Origin of the sequence: Microbacterium oxydans (assembly GCF_900095745.1) — a bacterium.
GTDB classification, from domain to species: Bacteria; Actinomycetota; Actinomycetes; order Actinomycetales; family Microbacteriaceae; genus Microbacterium; species Microbacterium oxydans_B.
Map to the genome: position 1 here is coordinate 714,180 of NZ_FMIR01000019.1, position 17,650 is coordinate 731,829.

Annotated in this window: 18 protein-coding genes and 1 rRNA gene; all 19 read right to left on the reverse strand. The window is 69.1% G+C overall.

What is annotated here, in order from left to right:
• Positions 1–13: 13 nt before the first annotated feature.
• The 19 genes from BQ2383_RS18960 to rrf all read right to left on the reverse strand — a co-directional run bounded on the left by BQ2383_RS18960 (position 14) and on the right by rrf (position 17,635).
• Positions 14–913, reverse strand: coding sequence for an NUDIX domain-containing protein (locus tag BQ2383_RS18960; RefSeq protein WP_091037525.1), 900 nt, complete (start codon positions 911–913; stop codon positions 14–16).
• Between the two features lie 61 nt (positions 914–974).
• Positions 975–2,447, reverse strand: a complete 1,473-nt coding sequence (der, locus tag BQ2383_RS18965) for a ribosome biogenesis GTPase Der (protein WP_205828847.1) — start codon at positions 2,445–2,447, stop codon at positions 975–977.
• A gap of 40 nt (positions 2,448–2,487) precedes the next feature.
• Positions 2,488–3,210 carry a (d)CMP kinase gene (cmk, locus tag BQ2383_RS18970; RefSeq protein WP_091037532.1) on the reverse strand — a complete coding sequence of 241 codons (723 nt, stop codon included), beginning with the start codon at positions 3,208–3,210 and terminating at the stop codon, positions 2,488–2,490.
• A complete protein-coding gene (locus BQ2383_RS18975; protein ID WP_091037535.1) occupies positions 3,203–4,339 on the reverse strand; it encodes a prephenate dehydrogenase in 1,137 nt (378 codons plus the stop codon). The genes cmk and BQ2383_RS18975 overlap by 8 nt, the downstream gene beginning before the upstream one ends.
• Positions 4,336–5,142, reverse strand: coding sequence for a pseudouridine synthase (locus tag BQ2383_RS18980; RefSeq protein ID WP_091037539.1), 807 nt, complete (start codon positions 5,140–5,142; stop codon positions 4,336–4,338). The genes BQ2383_RS18975 and BQ2383_RS18980 overlap by 4 nt, the downstream gene beginning before the upstream one ends.
• On the reverse strand, positions 5,139–5,744 hold the full coding sequence (gene scpB / locus BQ2383_RS18985) for an SMC-Scp complex subunit ScpB (RefSeq protein WP_091037542.1): 606 nt from the start codon (positions 5,742–5,744) through the stop codon (positions 5,139–5,141). Before scpB ends, BQ2383_RS18980 begins: the two co-directional genes overlap by 4 nt.
• Positions 5,734–6,582: a segregation and condensation protein A gene (locus tag BQ2383_RS18990; RefSeq protein ID WP_091037545.1), complete on the reverse strand. Its 849-nt coding sequence runs from the start codon at positions 6,580–6,582 to the stop codon at positions 5,734–5,736. Before BQ2383_RS18990 ends, scpB begins: the two co-directional genes overlap by 11 nt.
• Entirely contained in the window at positions 6,566–7,399 is an 834-nt protein-coding gene (locus BQ2383_RS18995) for a ParA family protein (RefSeq protein WP_167381670.1), read from the reverse strand. The genes BQ2383_RS18990 and BQ2383_RS18995 overlap by 17 nt, the downstream gene beginning before the upstream one ends.
• A gap of 156 nt (positions 7,400–7,555) precedes the next feature.
• Entirely contained in the window at positions 7,556–8,458 is a 903-nt protein-coding gene (gene xerD / locus BQ2383_RS19000) for a site-specific tyrosine recombinase XerD (protein ID WP_091037548.1), read from the reverse strand.
• A 3-nt stretch (positions 8,459–8,461) separates the two neighbouring features.
• Positions 8,462–9,043 (reverse strand): NUDIX domain-containing protein, encoded by a 582-nt coding sequence (locus tag BQ2383_RS19005; protein WP_091037551.1) that lies wholly within the window; start codon positions 9,041–9,043, stop codon positions 8,462–8,464.
• Positions 9,036–10,745, reverse strand: coding sequence for a CTP synthase (locus tag BQ2383_RS19010; protein WP_091037554.1), 1,710 nt, complete (start codon positions 10,743–10,745; stop codon positions 9,036–9,038). The genes BQ2383_RS19005 and BQ2383_RS19010 overlap by 8 nt, the downstream gene beginning before the upstream one ends.
• Before the next feature lie 17 nt (positions 10,746–10,762).
• Positions 10,763–12,454: a DNA repair protein RecN gene (gene recN, locus BQ2383_RS19015; RefSeq protein ID WP_091037713.1), complete on the reverse strand. Its 1,692-nt coding sequence runs from the start codon at positions 12,452–12,454 to the stop codon at positions 10,763–10,765.
• The gene (locus BQ2383_RS19020; protein ID WP_091037556.1) at positions 12,451–13,371 is read right to left on the reverse strand and encodes an NAD kinase; all 921 of its coding nucleotides are present in this window, start codon (positions 13,369–13,371) and stop codon (positions 12,451–12,453) included. Before BQ2383_RS19020 ends, recN begins: the two co-directional genes overlap by 4 nt.
• Positions 13,368–14,165, reverse strand: coding sequence for a TlyA family RNA methyltransferase (locus tag BQ2383_RS19025; RefSeq protein ID WP_091037559.1), 798 nt, complete (start codon positions 14,163–14,165; stop codon positions 13,368–13,370). The genes BQ2383_RS19020 and BQ2383_RS19025 overlap by 4 nt, the downstream gene beginning before the upstream one ends.
• A complete protein-coding gene (locus tag BQ2383_RS19425; protein ID WP_167381665.1) occupies positions 14,162–14,338 on the reverse strand; it encodes a hypothetical protein in 177 nt (58 codons plus the stop codon). The genes BQ2383_RS19025 and BQ2383_RS19425 overlap by 4 nt, the downstream gene beginning before the upstream one ends.
• Positions 14,339–14,390: 52 nt before the next feature.
• Complete coding sequence (locus BQ2383_RS19030; protein ID WP_091037561.1) at positions 14,391–15,428, reverse strand: HAD-IIA family hydrolase; 1,038 nt, start codon at positions 15,426–15,428, stop codon at positions 14,391–14,393.
• Positions 15,428–16,246, reverse strand: a complete 819-nt coding sequence (locus BQ2383_RS19035) for a hypothetical protein (RefSeq protein ID WP_091037564.1) — start codon at positions 16,244–16,246, stop codon at positions 15,428–15,430. The genes BQ2383_RS19030 and BQ2383_RS19035 overlap by 1 nt, the downstream gene beginning before the upstream one ends.
• A 38-nt stretch (positions 16,247–16,284) precedes the next feature.
• On the reverse strand, positions 16,285–17,352 hold the full coding sequence (locus tag BQ2383_RS19040) for a hypothetical protein (RefSeq protein ID WP_140403389.1): 1,068 nt from the start codon (positions 17,350–17,352) through the stop codon (positions 16,285–16,287).
• Positions 17,353–17,518: 166 nt separating this feature from the next.
• Positions 17,519–17,635, reverse strand: a 5S ribosomal RNA gene (gene rrf / locus BQ2383_RS19045).
• Between the last annotated feature and the right edge of the window lie 15 nt (positions 17,636–17,650).

Consider the following 17,650-nt stretch of genomic DNA (forward strand, 5'->3'; position numbering starts at 1 on the left):
AGGGACGTCAGGCTCAGTGATCGATCAGGTCGCGCAGCCATCCGGCCGATCGCACATGCTCGGCACCCGCGTGCTCGACCCGTTCGCGCAGGCCACGGTCGCTGGTCACCGCGACCACGGTGTGCTTCGCGGCCACCAGACGCTCGACTTCGGCGACGATCGCATCATCGCCCGCGGCGTCGGCGCGGATGACGGAGACCACACTCGAATCGGAGTCGATGCCGCGAGCCTGCCCCTCGACCACCATCGACACCTCCGGGAACCACGCGGATCCCTCGAGTTCCAGGTCAGCGGCAGGCACGGCCAATCCCTCGAGGCGCGCACGCAGCCGCCGGGCCGCTCCCGCGCGGTCCTTCCACCACCCGTCCGGCACCGATCCGACGACGTTCGCCGCGTCGACGACGACCACCGGCCGTACCTCGAGCAGGGCGCGCAGCGCCGACCACGACGCCCCGAAACCCGGATGCAGCGGCAGCTCGGCGACCTGGTCGACCGGCACCCACTCGAGCGCCACACTCTCCGGATCGCTGATCACCGGGTCGAACGGCACGCGCACATCCGCGACGACCGTCGTGTACGACCAGATGTCCAGATCGAGAACGCTCGTGAAGCGAGGCCGCACGGCGCCGTCCGGCACGCCCGCTTCCTCCTGCGCCTCGCGGATGGCGCCCACGATCGCACTCTCACCCTCGTGCAGTGCTCCACCGGGCAACCCCCACGTGCCGCCGAAATGACTCCACGCCACCCGGTGCTGCAGCAGGATGCCGCGAGCAGGGTCGTATGCCAGCAGACCGGCAGCGCCGAAGCGCCCCCAGTACCGCTCCCCCGACTCGGCGACCACCCACGCATCGCCCGGATCCCGCGGCCCCTCGGGGCGACGCGGTTCACCGGCAGCAGGAGGTACGACAGTCACCCCCTCAGCCTTTCACAGCATCGGGGCCACGGCACCACGGCGCGACATGCGCCGGAACAGATCAGCGCTGGCGCTTCTCGCGTACGCGCATGTTCACGACGATCGGCGTGCCCTCGAACGAGTAGAGCTCGCGCAGACGCCGCTGGATGAACCGACGGTATCCCGGGTCGAGGAATCCGGTCGTGAACAGCACGAACGTCGGCGGGCGCGTCGACGCCTGCGTGCCGAAGAGGATGCGCGGCTGCTTGCCACCACGCAGCGGGTGCGGGTGCTCGGCGACGAGCTCGGCGAGGAACGCGTTGAACTTGCCCGTCGGGATACGACGGTCCCAGTTCTCCAGCGCCGTCTCCAGCGCGGGAACCAGCTTGTCGAGGTGACGACCGGTCTTGGCCGAGATGTTCACGCGCGGAGCCCAGGCGACGTGCGCCAGGTCCTGCTCGATCTCACGCTCCAGGTAGCGACGGCGGTCGGCGTTCTCGAGGTCGTCGTCGTTCAGACGGTCCCACTTGTTGAACGCGAGCACGAGAGAGCGCCCCGACTCCAGCACGAGGTCGATGATGCGCACATCCTGCTCGCTGATCGACTCCGACACATCCAGGACGACGACGGCCACTTCGGCCTTCTCGAGCGCGGCTGACGTACGCAGCGAGGCGTAGAAGTCCGCGCCCTGCGCCATGTGCACGCGACGACGGATGCCGGCCGTGTCGACCAGACGCCACATCTTTCCGCCGAGCTCGACGACCTCGTCCACCGGGTCGCGGGTCGTGCCGGCCAGGTCGTTCACGACCACGCGCTCTTCGCCGGCCGCCTTGTTCAGCAGCGACGACTTGCCCACGTTCGGGCGACCGAGGATGGCGACACGACGCGGTCCGCCGATCTCCTGCTTCGCGACGGCCGAGATCTCGGGAAGCTTCTTCAGCACGGCGTCCAGCAGGTCGGCGACGCCGCGGCCGTGGATGGCCGAGACGGGATGCGGCTCACCGAGACCGAGGCTCCACAGAGCCGCGACCTCCGGCTCCTGACGGGCGTCATCGATCTTGTTGGCGACGAGGAACACCGGCTTGCCGCTCTTGCGCAGCAGCTTGACGACGTGCTCGTCGGTCGAGGTGGCGCCGACCATCGCGTCGACCACGAACAGCACCATGTCGGCGAGGTCGATCGCGACCTCGGCCTGCATCGCGACCGAACGGTCGATGCCGCGCGCGTCGGGCTCCCACCCACCGGTGTCGACGAGGGAGAACCGCCGGTCCGCCCACTCGGCCTTGTACGTCACGCGGTCGCGGGTCACACCAGGGGTGTCCTCCACGACGGCCTCACGACGGCCGAGGATGCGGTTCACGAGCGCGGACTTGCCCACGTTCGGCCGACCGACGATCGCCACGACGGGAAGCGCCGGGCTGAACAGGATGCCGTCTTCGCCGAGCGTGATGCCGGCGAGCAGCGCCGCGTCCTCATCGTCCAGGTCGTAGTCGGCGAGCCCGGCGCGCAGGGTCTCCGCCCGCTGCTCGGCGAGCTGCTCGTCGATCTGTTCCATCTTCTCGGCGAGCTGGTCGGGGCCGCCTTCGTATTCTTCGTCAGCCACGGTGTGCTCCTTGGATTCGTTCGATCACCGTGAGGACGGCGTCGAGGGTCTGGGGGAAATCGAGTTCCGTCGAATCGACGACCTCGACGCCTTCTGCGGCGTTGAGGAAGTCGACGACGGCGCTGTCTGAGGCGTCGCGCTTGTGCAACGCCGCGGCGACAGCAGCCGCGTTCTCGCCGGCGAGTTCAGCGGCACGTCGAGCGGCCCGTACTTCGGGGGCCGCGGTGAGGAGGATCCGCACGGGAGCGTCCGGTGCGACGACGGTCGTGATGTCGCGGCCTTCGACCACGACAGCCGGGTACGACGACTCGGCGACGAGCGTGCGGAACAGCTCGTTCACCTGGGCCCGCACCGCGGGCACGCGTGCCACGCCGCTCACGGCACCGGAGACCCGCGGGTCCCGGATGGCTTCGGTGACATCGGCATCACCGACGCGCACGGTGCGGTCATCGGGGTCGAGCCCCAGTCGCACCGGGAAATCGGATGCCGCGGCGAGAACCTCGTCGGCATCGGAGGTGTCGGCGCCACGGTCCAGCACGTGCCAGGCGAGTGCGCGGTACGCGGAGCCCGTGTCGAGGTAGCCGAAACCGAGCGTGCGGGCCACGGCCTTCGACACGCTGGACTTGCCCGAACCGGCAGGGCCGTCGATGGCGATGAACTTGTGGGCGTCGGTCGCAGAAGCCGATGCCGCAGACGGGGTGGTGGTGTCAGTCATTCGTGTTCCCCGCAATCCGCCAGCCGCGTTCCTGGAGCCCGGTGATCGCCCCGTGAAGTGCGGCAGGGTCGACGCTGATCTCGGCCAGGCCGAACTGCGCCCCGGGCGAATGCTCGAGTCGCAGGTCCTCGACGTTCACGCCGAGTTCTCCGAGCTCGCCGAACAGGCGACCCAGTTGACCGGCGGTGTCGTCGATCATGACGACGAGCGACTCGAATCGCTGGTTCTGTCCGTGCTTTCCGGGAAGACGGTCGACGCCGTCGTTGCCCTGACGGATCGTCTCCGCGACGATGCGCCGGGCACCGGGAGCACCCGGCTCACGCAGTGCGGCGGCGACATCGGCGAGATCGCCCGCGAGAGCGTCGAGGATCTCGACGACGGGACCGGCGTTGGCGCCGAGGATCTGCACCCAGAGCTCGGGAGCCGAGGCGGCGATGCGGGTGGTGTCGCGTACTCCCTGGCCGGCGAGGCGCAGAGCGCCCTCCTCGGCATCCGCGAGACGGCCGGCGAGCAGGCTCGCCACCACCTGCGGCACATGGGAGGTGAGCGCGACGGAGCGGTCGTGCTCCTCCGGCGTCATCTCGAGCGGCATGGCACCCACGTCGAGGGCGAGGGCTTCGACCAGGGCGAGATCGGCGGCCTTCGTGTCTTCGTCGCGGCACACGACCCAGGGGCGACCGACGAAGAGGTCGGCGCGCGCCGAGATCGCTCCCCCGCGCTCGCGCCCGGCGAGCGGGTGGGAGCCGATGTAGCGGGTGAGGTCCACGCCGCGCGACTGCAGCGTGCGGAACGGCTCGAGCTTCACGCTGGCGACGTCGGTGACGACGGCCTCCGGGAAGCGCTCCAGCTCGGCCTGGATCACGTCGGCGGTGACGTCGGGCGGCACGGCCACCACGATCAGAGCGGGCTCGTCATCGTCGGCAGCGAGGCGACCGGCACCGTAGTCGACCGCGAGGCGCAGCTGCGCGGGCGAAGCATCCGTCAGGACGACGTCGATGCCCTTCGATCGGAGCGCATGTCCGACGCTCGACCCGAGCAGACCGGCACCGACGACGCGGACGGTACCGGAGAGCCGTGGCGCGACGGCGCCTGCCCTCCGCGCCGTGGGCGCACTCGTCGTATCGGTCATTCGTTCTCCTGCTCGCCTGGCGCCTCGGCGACACCGGAATCACGGCGCGACAAGGTCAAAAGCGCGCCAAGTTCGATTTTAGTCAGTTCCCGCGTCTTCCCGGCCGGGAGGGTTCCCAGGTGGAGCGGTCCGAACTGCCGACGCACCAGTTCGGTGACCGGGTGGCCGACCGCGGCGAGCATCCGGCGCACGATGCGGTTGCGTCCGGAGTGCAGCGTCAGCTCGACCAGGCTCGACCCGCGCGAGGTGTCCAGCAGACGCGCCTTGTCGGCGGCGATCAGACCGTCCTCGAGCTCGATGCCCTTCGTGAGCTTCGAGATCGTCTGGGCCAGCACCGTGCCCTCGACCTTGGCGATGTACACCTTGGTCACGCCGAACGACGGGTGCGCCAGCACATGGGCGAGCTCGCCGTCGTTGGTCAGGATGAGCAGGCCGCTGGTCTCGGCGTCGAGGCGGCCGACGTTGTAGAGGCGCTCCTCGTAGTCCTCGGTGAAGCGACGGAGGTCGGGACGACCGCTCTCGTCCTTCATGCTGCTGACGACCCCGGTGGGCTTGTTGAGCATGACGTAGCGCTTGGAGACGTCCAGCTGCACGGCGCTGCCGTCGACGTCGACGAGGTCGTGCTCCGGGTCGATGCGCCGGCCGAGCTCGGAGACGACGATGCCGTTGACGCGGATGCGCCCCTCGGTGATGTACTGCTCGACGACGCGGCGTGAAGCCACCCCGGCGGCGGCGAGCACCTTCTGCAGACGAACGCCCTCGGGGGCGCCCTCGGAGTCGGTGGAGGCCTCGAAGCCAGTCATCGGATGGTCCCTTCGTCGAAACCGTCTGCACCGTCATCGAGCAGAGGGGAGATCGGGGGCAGCTCGTCCAGCGAGTTGATGCCCAGGTGCTGCAGGAGTGCGTCGGTGGTGCCGTAGTTGATCGCGCCGGTCTCGGAGTCGGCGAAGAGCTCGGTGATCAGACCGCGGGCGAGGAGGGTGCGCACGACGGAGTCGACGTTCACCGCACGGATGGAGGCGACCTGACTACGCGTCACCGGCTGCTTGTACGCGATGACCGCCAACGTCTCGAGCGCCGCCTGGGAAAGGCGCGCGGGAGCCTGTCCGCCGACGAACTCGGCGACCAGCGAATCGAGGTCCTCGCGCACATACAGACGCCAGCCACCACCGACCTCGCGGAGTTCGAACCCCCGGCGAGGGCCTTTGCCGTTGCCGTCGTAGTCGTCGACAAGCGTCTCGAGTGTCTGCCGCACGGCAGGCACCGGAGAGCCGACCGCGGCGGCCAGTGCCACCAGTCCGAGCGGCTCGTCGACGATGAGGAGGATGGCCTCGATGCGTTCGGACAGCGGGATCTCGGTCGCCTCGGTCGCCTCGTCGACGGTCTCGGTCATGTCATCGGTCATAGTCGGCCCCCAGGGTCGCAAGAGTCTCGTCCGACCAGGAGTCGGCGGCCCAGCGCAGCGTGAGCTCGCCGAGCGGTTCCAGTTGTTCGAAAGACAGGGCCGCGTGGCGGTACAGCTCCAGCACCGAGATGAAGCGCGCGACGACGATGCCGGGCTCGCTCACCCCCGAGACCAGCTCGCGGAAGCTCAACGACTCCGTGCCGCGCAGCAGTGTGACGACGATCGCCGCCTGCTCGCGGATGCTGACCAGCGGCGCGTGCAGATGATCGAGGCCGACGTGCGGGATCTCCTTGGGCGCGAAGGCCAGCAGCGCGAGTGCGGCGAAGTCGTCGGCGGTCAGCGACCACACGAGCTCGGGCGTCTGCTTGCGGTGCTTCTCGTCGAGGCGTGCCGCGCGGACGTGTCGACGGTCCTCGCGCTGCAGGCACCGGGCGAACCACGCCGAGACCTCCTTGAAGGCGCGGTACTGCAGCAGGCGCGCGAACAGCAGGTCGCGTGCCTCCAGCAGCGCGACGGCCTCGGCATCCACCAGTTCGCCCTGCGGGAGGAGGCCGGCCACCTTCATGTCGAGCAGCGTCGCCGCGACGACGAGGAATTCGGACGCCTGGTCCAGCTCCTCATCGTTCTCGAGCTGACCGAGGTAGGCGATGAACTCGTTCGTGACCGCGCTCAGCGAGACCTCGGTGATGTCCATCTCGTGCTTCGAGATGAGGTTCAGGAGCAGATCGAACGGGCCGTCGAAGTTGGACAGCGAGACCCGGAAGCCGGGCTCGGCCGTATCGCCCGCGCTCTCTTCGAGCGTCGCGTCGACGGATCCCTCGCTAGGCGACAGCGCCACGGGCGACCAGCTCCCGCGCCAGCCGCAGGTATGCCTGAGCGGCCGCGTGCTCGGGGGCGAACTCGGTGATGGGCACACCCGACACCGAGGCATCGGGGAACTTCACGGTACGGCCGATCACGGTCTCCAGCACATCGTCTCCGAAGGCCTCGACCACGCGCTCGAGGACCTCGCGGGAGTGCAGGGTGCGCGGGTCGTACATCGTCGCCAGCAGACCGTCCATCGTGATGGAGGGGTTCAGTCGGTCGCGCACCTTGTCGATCGTCTCGATGAGCAGTGCCACACCGCGCAGGGCGAAGAACTCGCACTCGAGCGGGATGATCACGCCGTGTGCGGCCGTGAGGGCGTTGACCGTGAGGATGCCGAGCGAGGGCTGGCAGTCGATGAGGATGACGTCGTACTCCCCCGCGACCTGGCGCAGGACACGGGCGAGGATCGTCTCGCGGGCGACCTCGTTGACGAGGTGCACCTCAGCAGCCGACAGGTCGATGTTCGCGGGCATCACGTCGAGGCCCTCGACGCTGGAGTGCACGATTGCGTCGTGGGCGTCGCGCTTCGTGTCGAGCAGGAGGTCGTAGATCGTCGGTACGTCGTGCGTCGGGATGCCGAGACCGGCGGACAGCGCGCCCTGCGGGTCGAAGTCGACGGCAAGCACCTTCCGGCCGTACTCCGCGAGAGCTGCGGCCAGGTTGATGGACGTCGTCGTCTTGCCGACGCCGCCCTTCTGGTTGCACAGCGCGATGATGCGTGCAGGACCGTGGGACTTCAGCGGTTCCGGGATCGCGAACCCGTGATACGGACGGCCGGTGGGTCCCATGGGGGTCTCGTCGGCCTTCTGCGCCTTCGCCCTGGACTTCGCCACTTTCTCAGCCACCGATTCTCCTGCTCCTTCGTGCTTGGTCGATTGTACCGGTCGGCCCGTTCCTCAGCCGCCTCGGCACGCGGCACGGCGCCTCTCCCGTGTCGGCCGACCTCAACGCGCGCGCGGGTGCGAGGTGGCGTAGATGTCCCGCAGGGTGTCCACCGAGACGTGCGTGTAGATCTGCGTCGTCGCGACCGACGAGTGCCCGAGCAGCTCTTGCACCACGCGCACGTCGGCTCCGCCCTGCAGCAGATGCGTCGCGAAGGAGTGCCGCAGCGTGTGCGGCGACACCTCAGAGGTGATCTGCGCCTTCTCGGCGGCCGCCCGGATCACGAGCCAGGCGCTCTGCCGCGACAGCGGTGCCCCGCGCGCACCGAGGAAGAGCCGGGCCGATGCGCGCCCCTTCGCCGCGAGCGCCGGGCGGACGCGCGTGAGGTAGGCATCGACCGCCGCACGCGCGAACGAGCCGATCGGCACGATGCGCTCCTTCGAGCCCTTGCCCCACAGCCGCAGCACATCACCGTGTGCCAGGTCGTCGACGTCGAGCCCGATCGCCTCGGAAACGCGGGCCCCCGTCGCGTAGAGCAGTTCCAGCAGGGCGCGGTCGCGCACGCCGAGCGGATCCTCCGGCGACGGCGCACCGAGCAGCCGCTCGACCTGATCGATGGTCAGCGCCTTCGGGAGGCGACGCGGGGCTTTGGGGGGACGCAGCCGTCCGCTCGGGTCGTCGACCTCGATTCCTTCACGGGCGAGGAATCGATGCCAGCCGCGGACGGACGATTGCAGCCGTGCGAGGCTCGACGACGCGGGTGCCGGCTCGGCCGAGGCGCGTTCCGCGATGAAGCGGTCGATCACCGCGGCCGTGACGGCCGAGGTGTCGGTGATGCCGTCTGCCGCCAGCCACTCCGTGTAGCACCCGAGGTCGCGCCGATAGGCGGCGATCGTGTGCTCGCTCAGACCGCGCTCGATCGTGACATGACGCAGGTACGCGTCGAGGGCGCGCTCGAGCAGCATCCCTCAGCCCCGATCGCGGAGCCTCTGCGCCGCGGCCAGCACGCCGATCGTGAGGATGCCGTTGTGCATGCGACCCTCGAGAACAGCATCCACGACGTCGGCCAGCGGCACCCACTCGACGCGGATGTCGGCTTCCTCGTCCTCCCGATCGTGCGCGCGCTCAGCCGAGGAGATGCCCGTCGCGAGGAAGATGTGGATCATCTCGTCGTTACCGCCGGGGGTGGTCCATGAGGAGACCAGCGGCTCCCAGTGGGCGGCCACCAGGTCGGCCTCCTCCGCGAGCTCGCGTCGGGCGGCCGCGAGCGGCTCCTCCCCCTCGACATCGAGCAGACCCGCGGGCAGCTCCCAATCCCGATGACGGATCGGATGCCGGTACTGCTGGATCAGCAGGACACGGCCATCGTCGTCGAGCGCGAGGATCGCCACGGCGCCCGTGTGGTCGACGTACTGCCGCACGATCTCGCCGTCGCCGTAGCGCACGCGGTCGGAGCGCACGTCCCAGACCCTGCCTTCGTAGACGAGGTCGCTCTGGAGCACCTCCGGCTCGAACGGCTCGTCCCGGAGGGGCTCGATCGACTCAGGCATCGGCCGTGACGTCATCGCTCACGTCGAACAGTTCGCTCGCACGGTGACGCTCGATCGCGGCGCCGACGAGACCGCGGAACAGCGGGTGCGGCGCGGTCGGACGCGAGCGCAGTTCCGGGTGCGCCTGCGTGGCGATGTAGTACGGGTGCACGTCGCGCGGCAGCTCGACGTACTCGACCAGGTCGAGCTCGGGGTTGAGGCCCGAGAAGACCAGGCCGGCATCCGTCAGACGGTCGCGGTAGGCGTTGTTGACCTCGTAGCGGTGACGGTGCCGCTCGGAGGCCTCCGGCGCACCGTAGAGCTCGCGGGCGAGCGATCCTTCGGCGAGAGCCGCCTGGTACAGGCCGAGACGCATCGTGCCGCCGAGGTCGCCGCCGTCGAGGATGTCGATCTGCTCCGCCATCGTGGCGATGACGGGCTCGGAGGTCTCCGGGTCGAACTCGCTCGACGAGGCGCCGACGATGCCGGCCACATCACGCGCGTACTCGATGACCATGCACTGCAGGCCCAGGCACAGACCGAGCGTCGGGATGCCCTGCTCGCGGGCGAACTTGAGCGCGCCGAGCTTGCCCTCGATGCCGCGGATGCCGAAACCGCCGGGCACGCAGATGCCGTCGAGCTCGGCCAGCTGCTCCTGAGCGCCTTCCGGCGTCTCGCAGAGGTCCGAGGGGATCCAGCGGATGTTGACCTTGGTCTCCTGCGCGAAACCGCCGGCCTTGAGGGCTTCGGTCACCGAGAGGTAGGCGTCGGGCAGGTCGATGTACTTGCCGACCAGGCCGATCGTGACCTCGTGCTTGGGGTTGTGCACGGCGTGCAGCACCTTGCTCCAACGGGTCCAGTCGACCTCTTCCGCGGCCTTCTGATCGAGGCCGAGGCGACGCACGATGTACGAGTCGAGCCCCTGGTCGTTGAGCGTCGACGGGATGTCGTAGATGCTCGGCAGATCGACCGTGTTGATGACGCCTTCGACGTCGACGTCGCACATGAGCGCGATCTTGTTGCGGTTGCTCGCGCTCACGGGGCGGTCGCTGCGGAGCACGAGCGCGTCGGGCTGGATACCCACCTGACGGAGCGCCGCGACGGAGTGCTGCGTGGGCTTGGTCTTCTGCTCCCCCGACGCCCCCATGAACGGAACGAGCGACACGTGCACGAAGAACACGCTGTCGCGACCGAGCTCGTGGCGCAGCTGGCGGGCGGATTCGAGGAACGGCTGCGACTCGATGTCACCGACCGTGCCGCCGACCTCGGTGATGATCACGTCGGGGCGCGGGTCTTCGCTGGCCTGCAGGCGCATGCGGCGCTTGATCTCGTCTGTGATGTGCGGGATGACCTGCACGGTGTCGCCGAGGTACTCGCCGCGGCGCTCGCGCGCGATCACCTGCGAGTAGATCTGGCCGGTGGTGACGTTCGCGGCCTCGGACAGGTTGATGTCGAGGAAGCGCTCGTAGTGGCCGATGTCGAGGTCGGTCTCGGCACCATCGTCCGTGACGAAGACCTCACCGTGCTGGAACGGGTTCATCGTGCCGGGATCGACGTTCAGATAAGGGTCGAGCTTCTGCATCACGACGCGCAGACCGCGGGCCGTGAGGAGGTTGCCGAGGCTGGCCGCCGTCAGTCCCTTGCCCAAAGACGAAACGACACCACCAGTCACGAAGATGTGCTTGGTCGTGTCGTTCTTGGGTGCCGCGGAAGAAGAGTTCATCACGGGCTTCGATCCTATCAGGCAGTGGGGACGCGGAGGCTGAGAAGTTCACGCGCGTGGGTCAATGCGGCGTCGGAATCGGTGAGTCCGGACAGCAGACGGGCCATCTCGGCCTCTCGGTCTTCGCCCTCGAGACGCCGTACGCTCGAGGCCGTGACCGCGCCATCATTGGCCTTCACGACCGACAGGTGATTGTTCGCGAACGCCGCGACCTGTGCGAGGTGCGTCACCGCGATGACTTGCGATTTCTCTGCGAGCCGGGCGAGTCGCCGGCCCACTTCGATGGCGGCAGCACCGCCGATGCCGGCGTCGACCTCGTCGAAGACGAACGTCGGGACCGGGTCGGTCGCCGCGATGACGACCTCGATGGCGAGCATCACTCGAGACAGCTCGCCGCCGGAGGCGCCCTTGGAAACGGAGCGGGGCTCAGCGCCCGGATGCGGGGCGAGGAGGATGGCGACGTCGTCTCGACCGTGGGTGCTCTCGGGACCCTCGGAGACGGCGACCTCGAGGCGCGCATCCGGCATCGCGAGGGCGTGCAGCTCGTCGGTCACGGCTTCGCCGAGGCGGACGGCGGCGTCGGTGCGCGTCGCGGTCAGCGCGGCGGCATGCGCATCGAGTTCGGCGCGCGCCGCGTCACGTTCGGCGATGAGTCGTTCGATGCGATCGCCGTCGTCGTCGAGTTCGGCCAGGCGGGCGGAACCCGTCTGCCACAGCGCGAGAGCCTCGTCGAGGGATCCGTGCGCACGGATCAGGGTCCCGAGCGCCGCGCGGCGCTCTTCGACGGCAGCGAGCTCGTGGGGGCCCGTCTCGTCGAGGTCGGCCAGGTACGCGGACAGAAGCCCGGCGGTGTCGGCGATCCGGTATCCGATGTCGGCGATGCTCTCGCCGATCTCGGTGAGCTTCGCATCGGCCGTGCGCTCGAGCAGACGACGCGCCTCGGCGACGAGGGCCGATGCGTCAGGTTCGCCGTCTTCGCTCGAGAGCGCGCCATGCGCGAGGGAGGCGGCGAGGCGCAGCTCTTCGGCGTTCGCAAGCCGCTCGGCGCGCTCCGAGAGCTCCTGATCCTCCCCCGGCTCCGGCGCGGTCGCCTCGATCAGCGCGAGGGCTTCACGCAGTCGAGCTGCCTCTTCCGCACGGCGGTCGCGGTTCTCGGTGATCTCGGAGATCTCGGCATCGAGTGTTCGCCAGCGGGCGAAGGAGCCGGCGTACGTCTCGAGCGCCGTCGCGATCGGAGCACCGCCGAAGCGGTCGAGCGCGTCACGCTGCGCAGCGGCGGATCGCAGACGCAGCTGCTCGGACTGTCCGTGGACCACGACGAGTTCTTCGGCCAGAGCCGAGAGCACACCTGCCGGTGCGGCGCGGCCGCCGACGCTCGCGCGGCTGCGGCCCTCGGCGCTCAGCGTGCGCGAGACGTACAGCTCGGCGTTGCCCGCCCCTGCGGGCTCCAACTCTCCCCCGGCGTCCGCCACGATCTCAGCGACATCGCCCTTCTCGGGGACGATCCACACCCCGGCGACCGAGGCCTGCGCAGCGCCGGCGCGCACCGCGCCGGAATCAGCGCGCTGGCCCAGCAGCAGTCCGAGTCCCGTGACCACCATCGTCTTGCCGGCACCGGTCTCACCCGTGATCGCCGTGAACCCAGGACCGAGCGGCAGCACGGCGTCGGCGATCACGCCGAGGCCCTGCATCCGCATCTCCTCGATCATGATGGAGCCCCCGGGGCCTGCCCGCGCCATCCTTCGACCGGCAGCTGGAACTTGCGCACGAGCCGGTCGGTGAACGCCGTGGGGTGCAGCCGTGCGAGGCGCACCGGACGTGAGGACCGGCGGACGACGACACGCGCACCGGGAGGCAGGTCGTGCGAGCGACGTCCGTCGCACCACAGGATGCCGGAGCCGTCGGTGCGCTCGAGCATCTCGATGGCGACGGAGGCATCCGGGCTCACGACCAGGGGCTTGGCGAAGAGCGCGTGCGCCGATAGCGGCACCACGGCGATCGCCTCCACGCTGGGCCAGATGACCGGCCCCCCGGCGGAGAAGTTGTACGCGGTCGAGCCGGTGGGAGTGGAGATGACCATGCCGTCGCAGCCGAAGCTCGACAGCGGGCGACCGTCGATCTCGAGGACCACCTCGATCATCCGCTCCCGGCTCGCCTTCTCGACCGTGGCCTCATTGAGGGCCCAGGTCTCGTAGACGACCGCCCCTGCGGCGTCTTTCACGCGCACGGAAAGCGCGAGTCGTTCCTCGACCTCGTAGTCACGATCGATCACGCGGCGGACGGCCTTGTCCATGTCGTCGCGATCGATCTCGGCGAGGAAACCGACGTGACCCATGTTGATGCCCAGCACGGGGGCACCGCTGTCACGGACCAGCTCGGCGGCGCGAAGGATGGTCCCGTCCCCACCCAGCACGATGGCCAGCTCGAGATCGGCCGGGTCGACGGACGTGCCGAGGACGTCGGCATCCGCGAAGAACTCGTCCACGGCCACGAGAGCCTCATGATCGTCGGCGGCCAGCACCGGCCGGGCTCCGGCTTCGCGAAGGGCTCCGATCACGCGGCGGGCGGCGTCGACCGTGTCGACTCGGCCGGCGTGGGCGACGACCAGGATGCTGCGCACGTTCATCGTCCTCCTGCCAGTCGGTTGAAGCTGTCCAACCATTCTGTCGGATTGCTGCCCCGACCCGGCGCGAGGTGCACCAGATACTCGGCATTCCCGTGCGTTCCGAGGATCGGGGAGGGCAGGATGCCGAGCATCCCGAACCCGAGGTCCCAGGCGGTCCACACGGTGCGGGCGACGGCGTCCGCGCGCGTGGCGGGATCGGTGACCAGACCTCCGCGCACCGCAGTGCGTCCGACCTCGAACTGCGGCTTCACCAAGAGAAGGATGTCGGATCCCGGCTCGGCGATGACCGCCACTGCCGGCAGCACGAGCTCGAGGGAGATGAACGAGAGGTCGCCGACCACGAGGTCGGGCGCGTCGCCCTCCCCGGTCGCCTCTGCGAGGTTCTCACGCGTCATGTGACGGACGTTGTAGCCCTCGACGGCGACGACGCCGGAGTCGGCCGCGATCGACGCGGCGAGCTGTCCGTGTCCGACGTCGACCGCCAGCACCTTTCGTGCACCGCGCTCACGGAGCACCTGCGTGAACCCGCCGGTGGACGCCCCCATGTCCAGCGCGAGTCGCCCCTCGACAGGGATGGCGAATCCGTCGAGCCCGGCGATGAGCTTGTGGGCCGCGCGGCCCACGTAGTGGTCGGCGCCCGCGATCGTGATCTGCGCCTCGTCGCCGACAGCGGTCGAGGCCTTCACCGCCTGGCGGCCATCGATGCTCACGAGCCCGTCGGCGATGAGCGTGGCGGCATGGCTGCGCGAACGGGCGAGTCCTCGGGCGGCGAGGGCGGCATCGAGTCGCGTCATCGGGATCCCGGAGTCTCCCGTTGGTCGAGCTTCGCGCCGCTCTCGAGGCGTCGGGAGAGCTCGTCGTGCAGGCTCGCGTACGCATCGGCCCTCGCCGGAAGGGGCTGCCCCTCGATCAGACGCAGACGGCTCCACAGGCCGTCGGTCGGCGCACTCGTCGTCTCTTCGCTCACGGTTCCACTGTACGCGGCGCCTCCGACGGCGGCCGGAGCGACGCGAGCTGCCTCAGGGCCGGTGGAAGGGGTCGTCGTAGAGGCGCTCGGGAACGCGCAGCACGAACACGGGTGTCCCCGACGCCCAGATCGCGGCCGCGCCGGCGCGCAGCAGGTCGATCTGCGATCCGGACTCCGCCACGATCTCGACGTCCGCCCCCACGACCCGCACGGCGGCGCCGTTCACGTCGAACACGCCGTCCCGTTCCGTGACCTCCGGATAGGGAACATGCAGCTCACGCAGGTCGCCGAGGATGTAGGTCGGGCGCGAGCCCTCGGGGGCCGCCAGCACATGCTTGGGACGGTCGATTCCGGTGAGGACGAGCACCGAGTCGATCCCGACCCGGCTCGCGCCCATAATGTCGGTGTCGAGTCGGTCGCCGATGAACAGCGCCTTCTGCGCGCCGAACCGGGCGAGCGCCTCTTCGAAGATCGGGGCTTCGGGCTTGCCGGCGACGGTCGCCAACCGACCGATGGCCGTGTGCACCGCGGAGACGAGAGTGCCGTTACCCGGTGCGACACCGCGCTCGCGCGGGATCGTCCAGTCCGTATTCGTGGCGATCCACGGGATCCCGCCCTCGTCTTCGGGAAGCTTGAGGGCGAATGCGGCCTCGGCGAGGTCGGTCCACGCCACCTCAGGGGCGAACCCCTGAACGACGGCGCTCGGCGAATCCTCGGCGCTGCGCGTGACGGTGTATCCGGCCTTCTGCACCTCGTCGACGAGACCATCGCCACCGACGACCAGGATCGTCGCCGGCGCGGGCACGATCTGCGCCATCAGACGCATGGCCGCCTGCGGGCTCGTGACCACGTCTGCCGCATCGACGCGGAGCCCCAGGCTGCTGAGGTGCTCCGCGACGGATGCATCGGTGCGAGCCGCATTGTTGGTGATGTAGCCGAGTCGCGCCGACTCCGCGGCCTCATTGAGGCTGTCGACCGCGTGCGGCAGCGCACCGGGGCCCGCGTAGACCACGCCATCGAGGTCGGCGAGGATCGTGTCGACGCCGTCGAGCGGCGTGCGCAAGGCGCGCTTACGCGAGAACAGCGCCACTACGCCTCCGGATCCGCGTCGTCGGCCTCGTCCTCACCGAGGAGTTCGCGAACCTCGTCCTCGACCGTGGGCTCTTCCGCATCAGTCTCGTCAGCAGCGGGCGCTTCAGACACAGGCTCTTCAGACGCTTCCTCGTCCGCTTCGTCTTCCGACTCGTCGGACTCAGCAGCGGGCTCGACGACGTCAGCCTCGTCGGCCTCGTCAGCCTCGTCGGCCTCGTCGACCGGTTCGGCGACGTCGTCGTCGAGGAACTCGCCTTCGATCATGCTGTCCTCGATGAAGATCTCCTCGTCACCGGCCTCGTCGATACCGAGTGCCTCGGCGGCGACCTCCGCACGATGTGCCCAGAACTCGGCTTCGTCGGTGCGTCCGAGGTCTTCGAGCACAGCAGCGCGAGCGGCGAACAGTGCAGGGCTCCACTCGAATGCCCGATCCGGGTCGAGTTCGGGAATCTCGAGCTCGCCGAGCGCGAGTTCCAGGTCACCCTGGTCCAGACGAGCGCCCGACATCGCGATCGCCAGTGCGACGCGTACAGGGGTCTCGAGGGCGGTGCGGTCGACGGCGCGGCCGGTCTCGAGCGCGCGATCGGAACGTCCGATGCCACGCTCGCTATCGACCATCAGCGCGATCTGATCGTCCTTGCCCGAGATGCGTCGGTACGTACGGAGCTCGCGGAGCGCGAGGGCGAAGTCACCCGTCGCGTAAGCAGTGATGCCGAGCGTCTCGCGGACGATCGCGATACGACCTGCGCGTCGAGAAGCGGCCAGCGCGTGCTCGTGCGCGAGCGCGGGGTCCTCGTTGATGAGCTTCGAAGCCATCGCCAGGTGGCGCGCGACGTGCTCGGCGTTCTCCTTGCTCAGAGTCTTGAGCTCGTTACGAGCTCCACCGTTGAGGTCGCGCGCGGTGACCTCGTCGGGAATCTGCGGCTCGTCGAACCGCGGACGCTCATTCGTCGCCTGAGCCGGACGCTCCCGACCGGCGCCTCCGCGCTGCGGGAACGAGCGGGACTTGTCGCGATCGCCACCGTCACGGCGGGGCGCGGAATCGCGGTTGTATCCGCCGCCCTCACGGCGCGGAGCTGCACCGTCACGGTTGTAGCCACCACCCTCACGGCGTGGAGCTCCACCATCACGGTTGTAGCCACCCTCGCGACGGGGAGCTGCACCATCACGGTTGTAGCCACCGCCTTCACGACGGGGAGCTCCGCCATCACGGTTGTACCCACCACCCTCACGACGGGGAGCTGCACCACCATCACGGTTGTACCCACCCTCACGACGGGGAGCTGCACCATCACGGTTGTACCCACCACCTTCACGACGCTGGGCTCCACCATCACGGTTGTACCCACCCTCACGACGGGGAGCTGCACCACCATCACGGTTGTAGCCACCACCCTCGCGACGCGGAGCTGCACCGTCACGGTTGTAGCCACCACCCTCGCGGCGCGGGGCTCCACCATCACGGTTGTAGCCACCCTCGCGACGGAGAGCTGCACCATCACGGTTGTAGCCACCGCCTTCACGACGGGGAGCTCCGCCATCACGGTTGTACCCACCACCCTCACGACGCTGGGCTCCACCATCACGGCTGTAGCCACCACCTTCACGGCGCGGGGCTGCACCACCATCACGGTTGTACCCACCACCCTCACGACGGGGAGCTGCACCACCATCACGGTTGTAGCCACCACCCTCACGGCGCGGGGCTGCACCGTCACGGTTGTAGCCGCCACCCTCGCGACGCGGGGCTGCACCGTCACGGTTATAACCACCGCCTTCACGACGAGGGGCTGCACCATCGCGGTTATAGCCACCGCCTTCACGACGAGGGGCTGAACCATCGCGGTTATAGCCACCCTCGCGGCGGGGAGCAGCACCATCACGGTTGTAGCCACCACCCTCGCGACGCGGGGCACCACCATCACGGCTGTTTCCGGGGCGTCCGCCAGAAGCGCGATTACCGCGCGATCCGCTGTCGTCATTGCGACGCGGACGGCGCTCTTCCTCTTCTGGCATGATGCTCCCTGTTCTTTTCGTGTAAACGCAAAATGGCCACCCAACGATGGGTGGCCATTTTGTCTAAAAGGAGTCCGGCGGTGTCCTACTCTCCCACAGGGTCCCCCCTGCAGTACCATCGGCGCTGTGAGGCTTAGCTTCCGGGTTCGGAATGTAACCGGGCGTTTCCCTCACGCTATGGCCGCCGAAACACTATTGATGTTT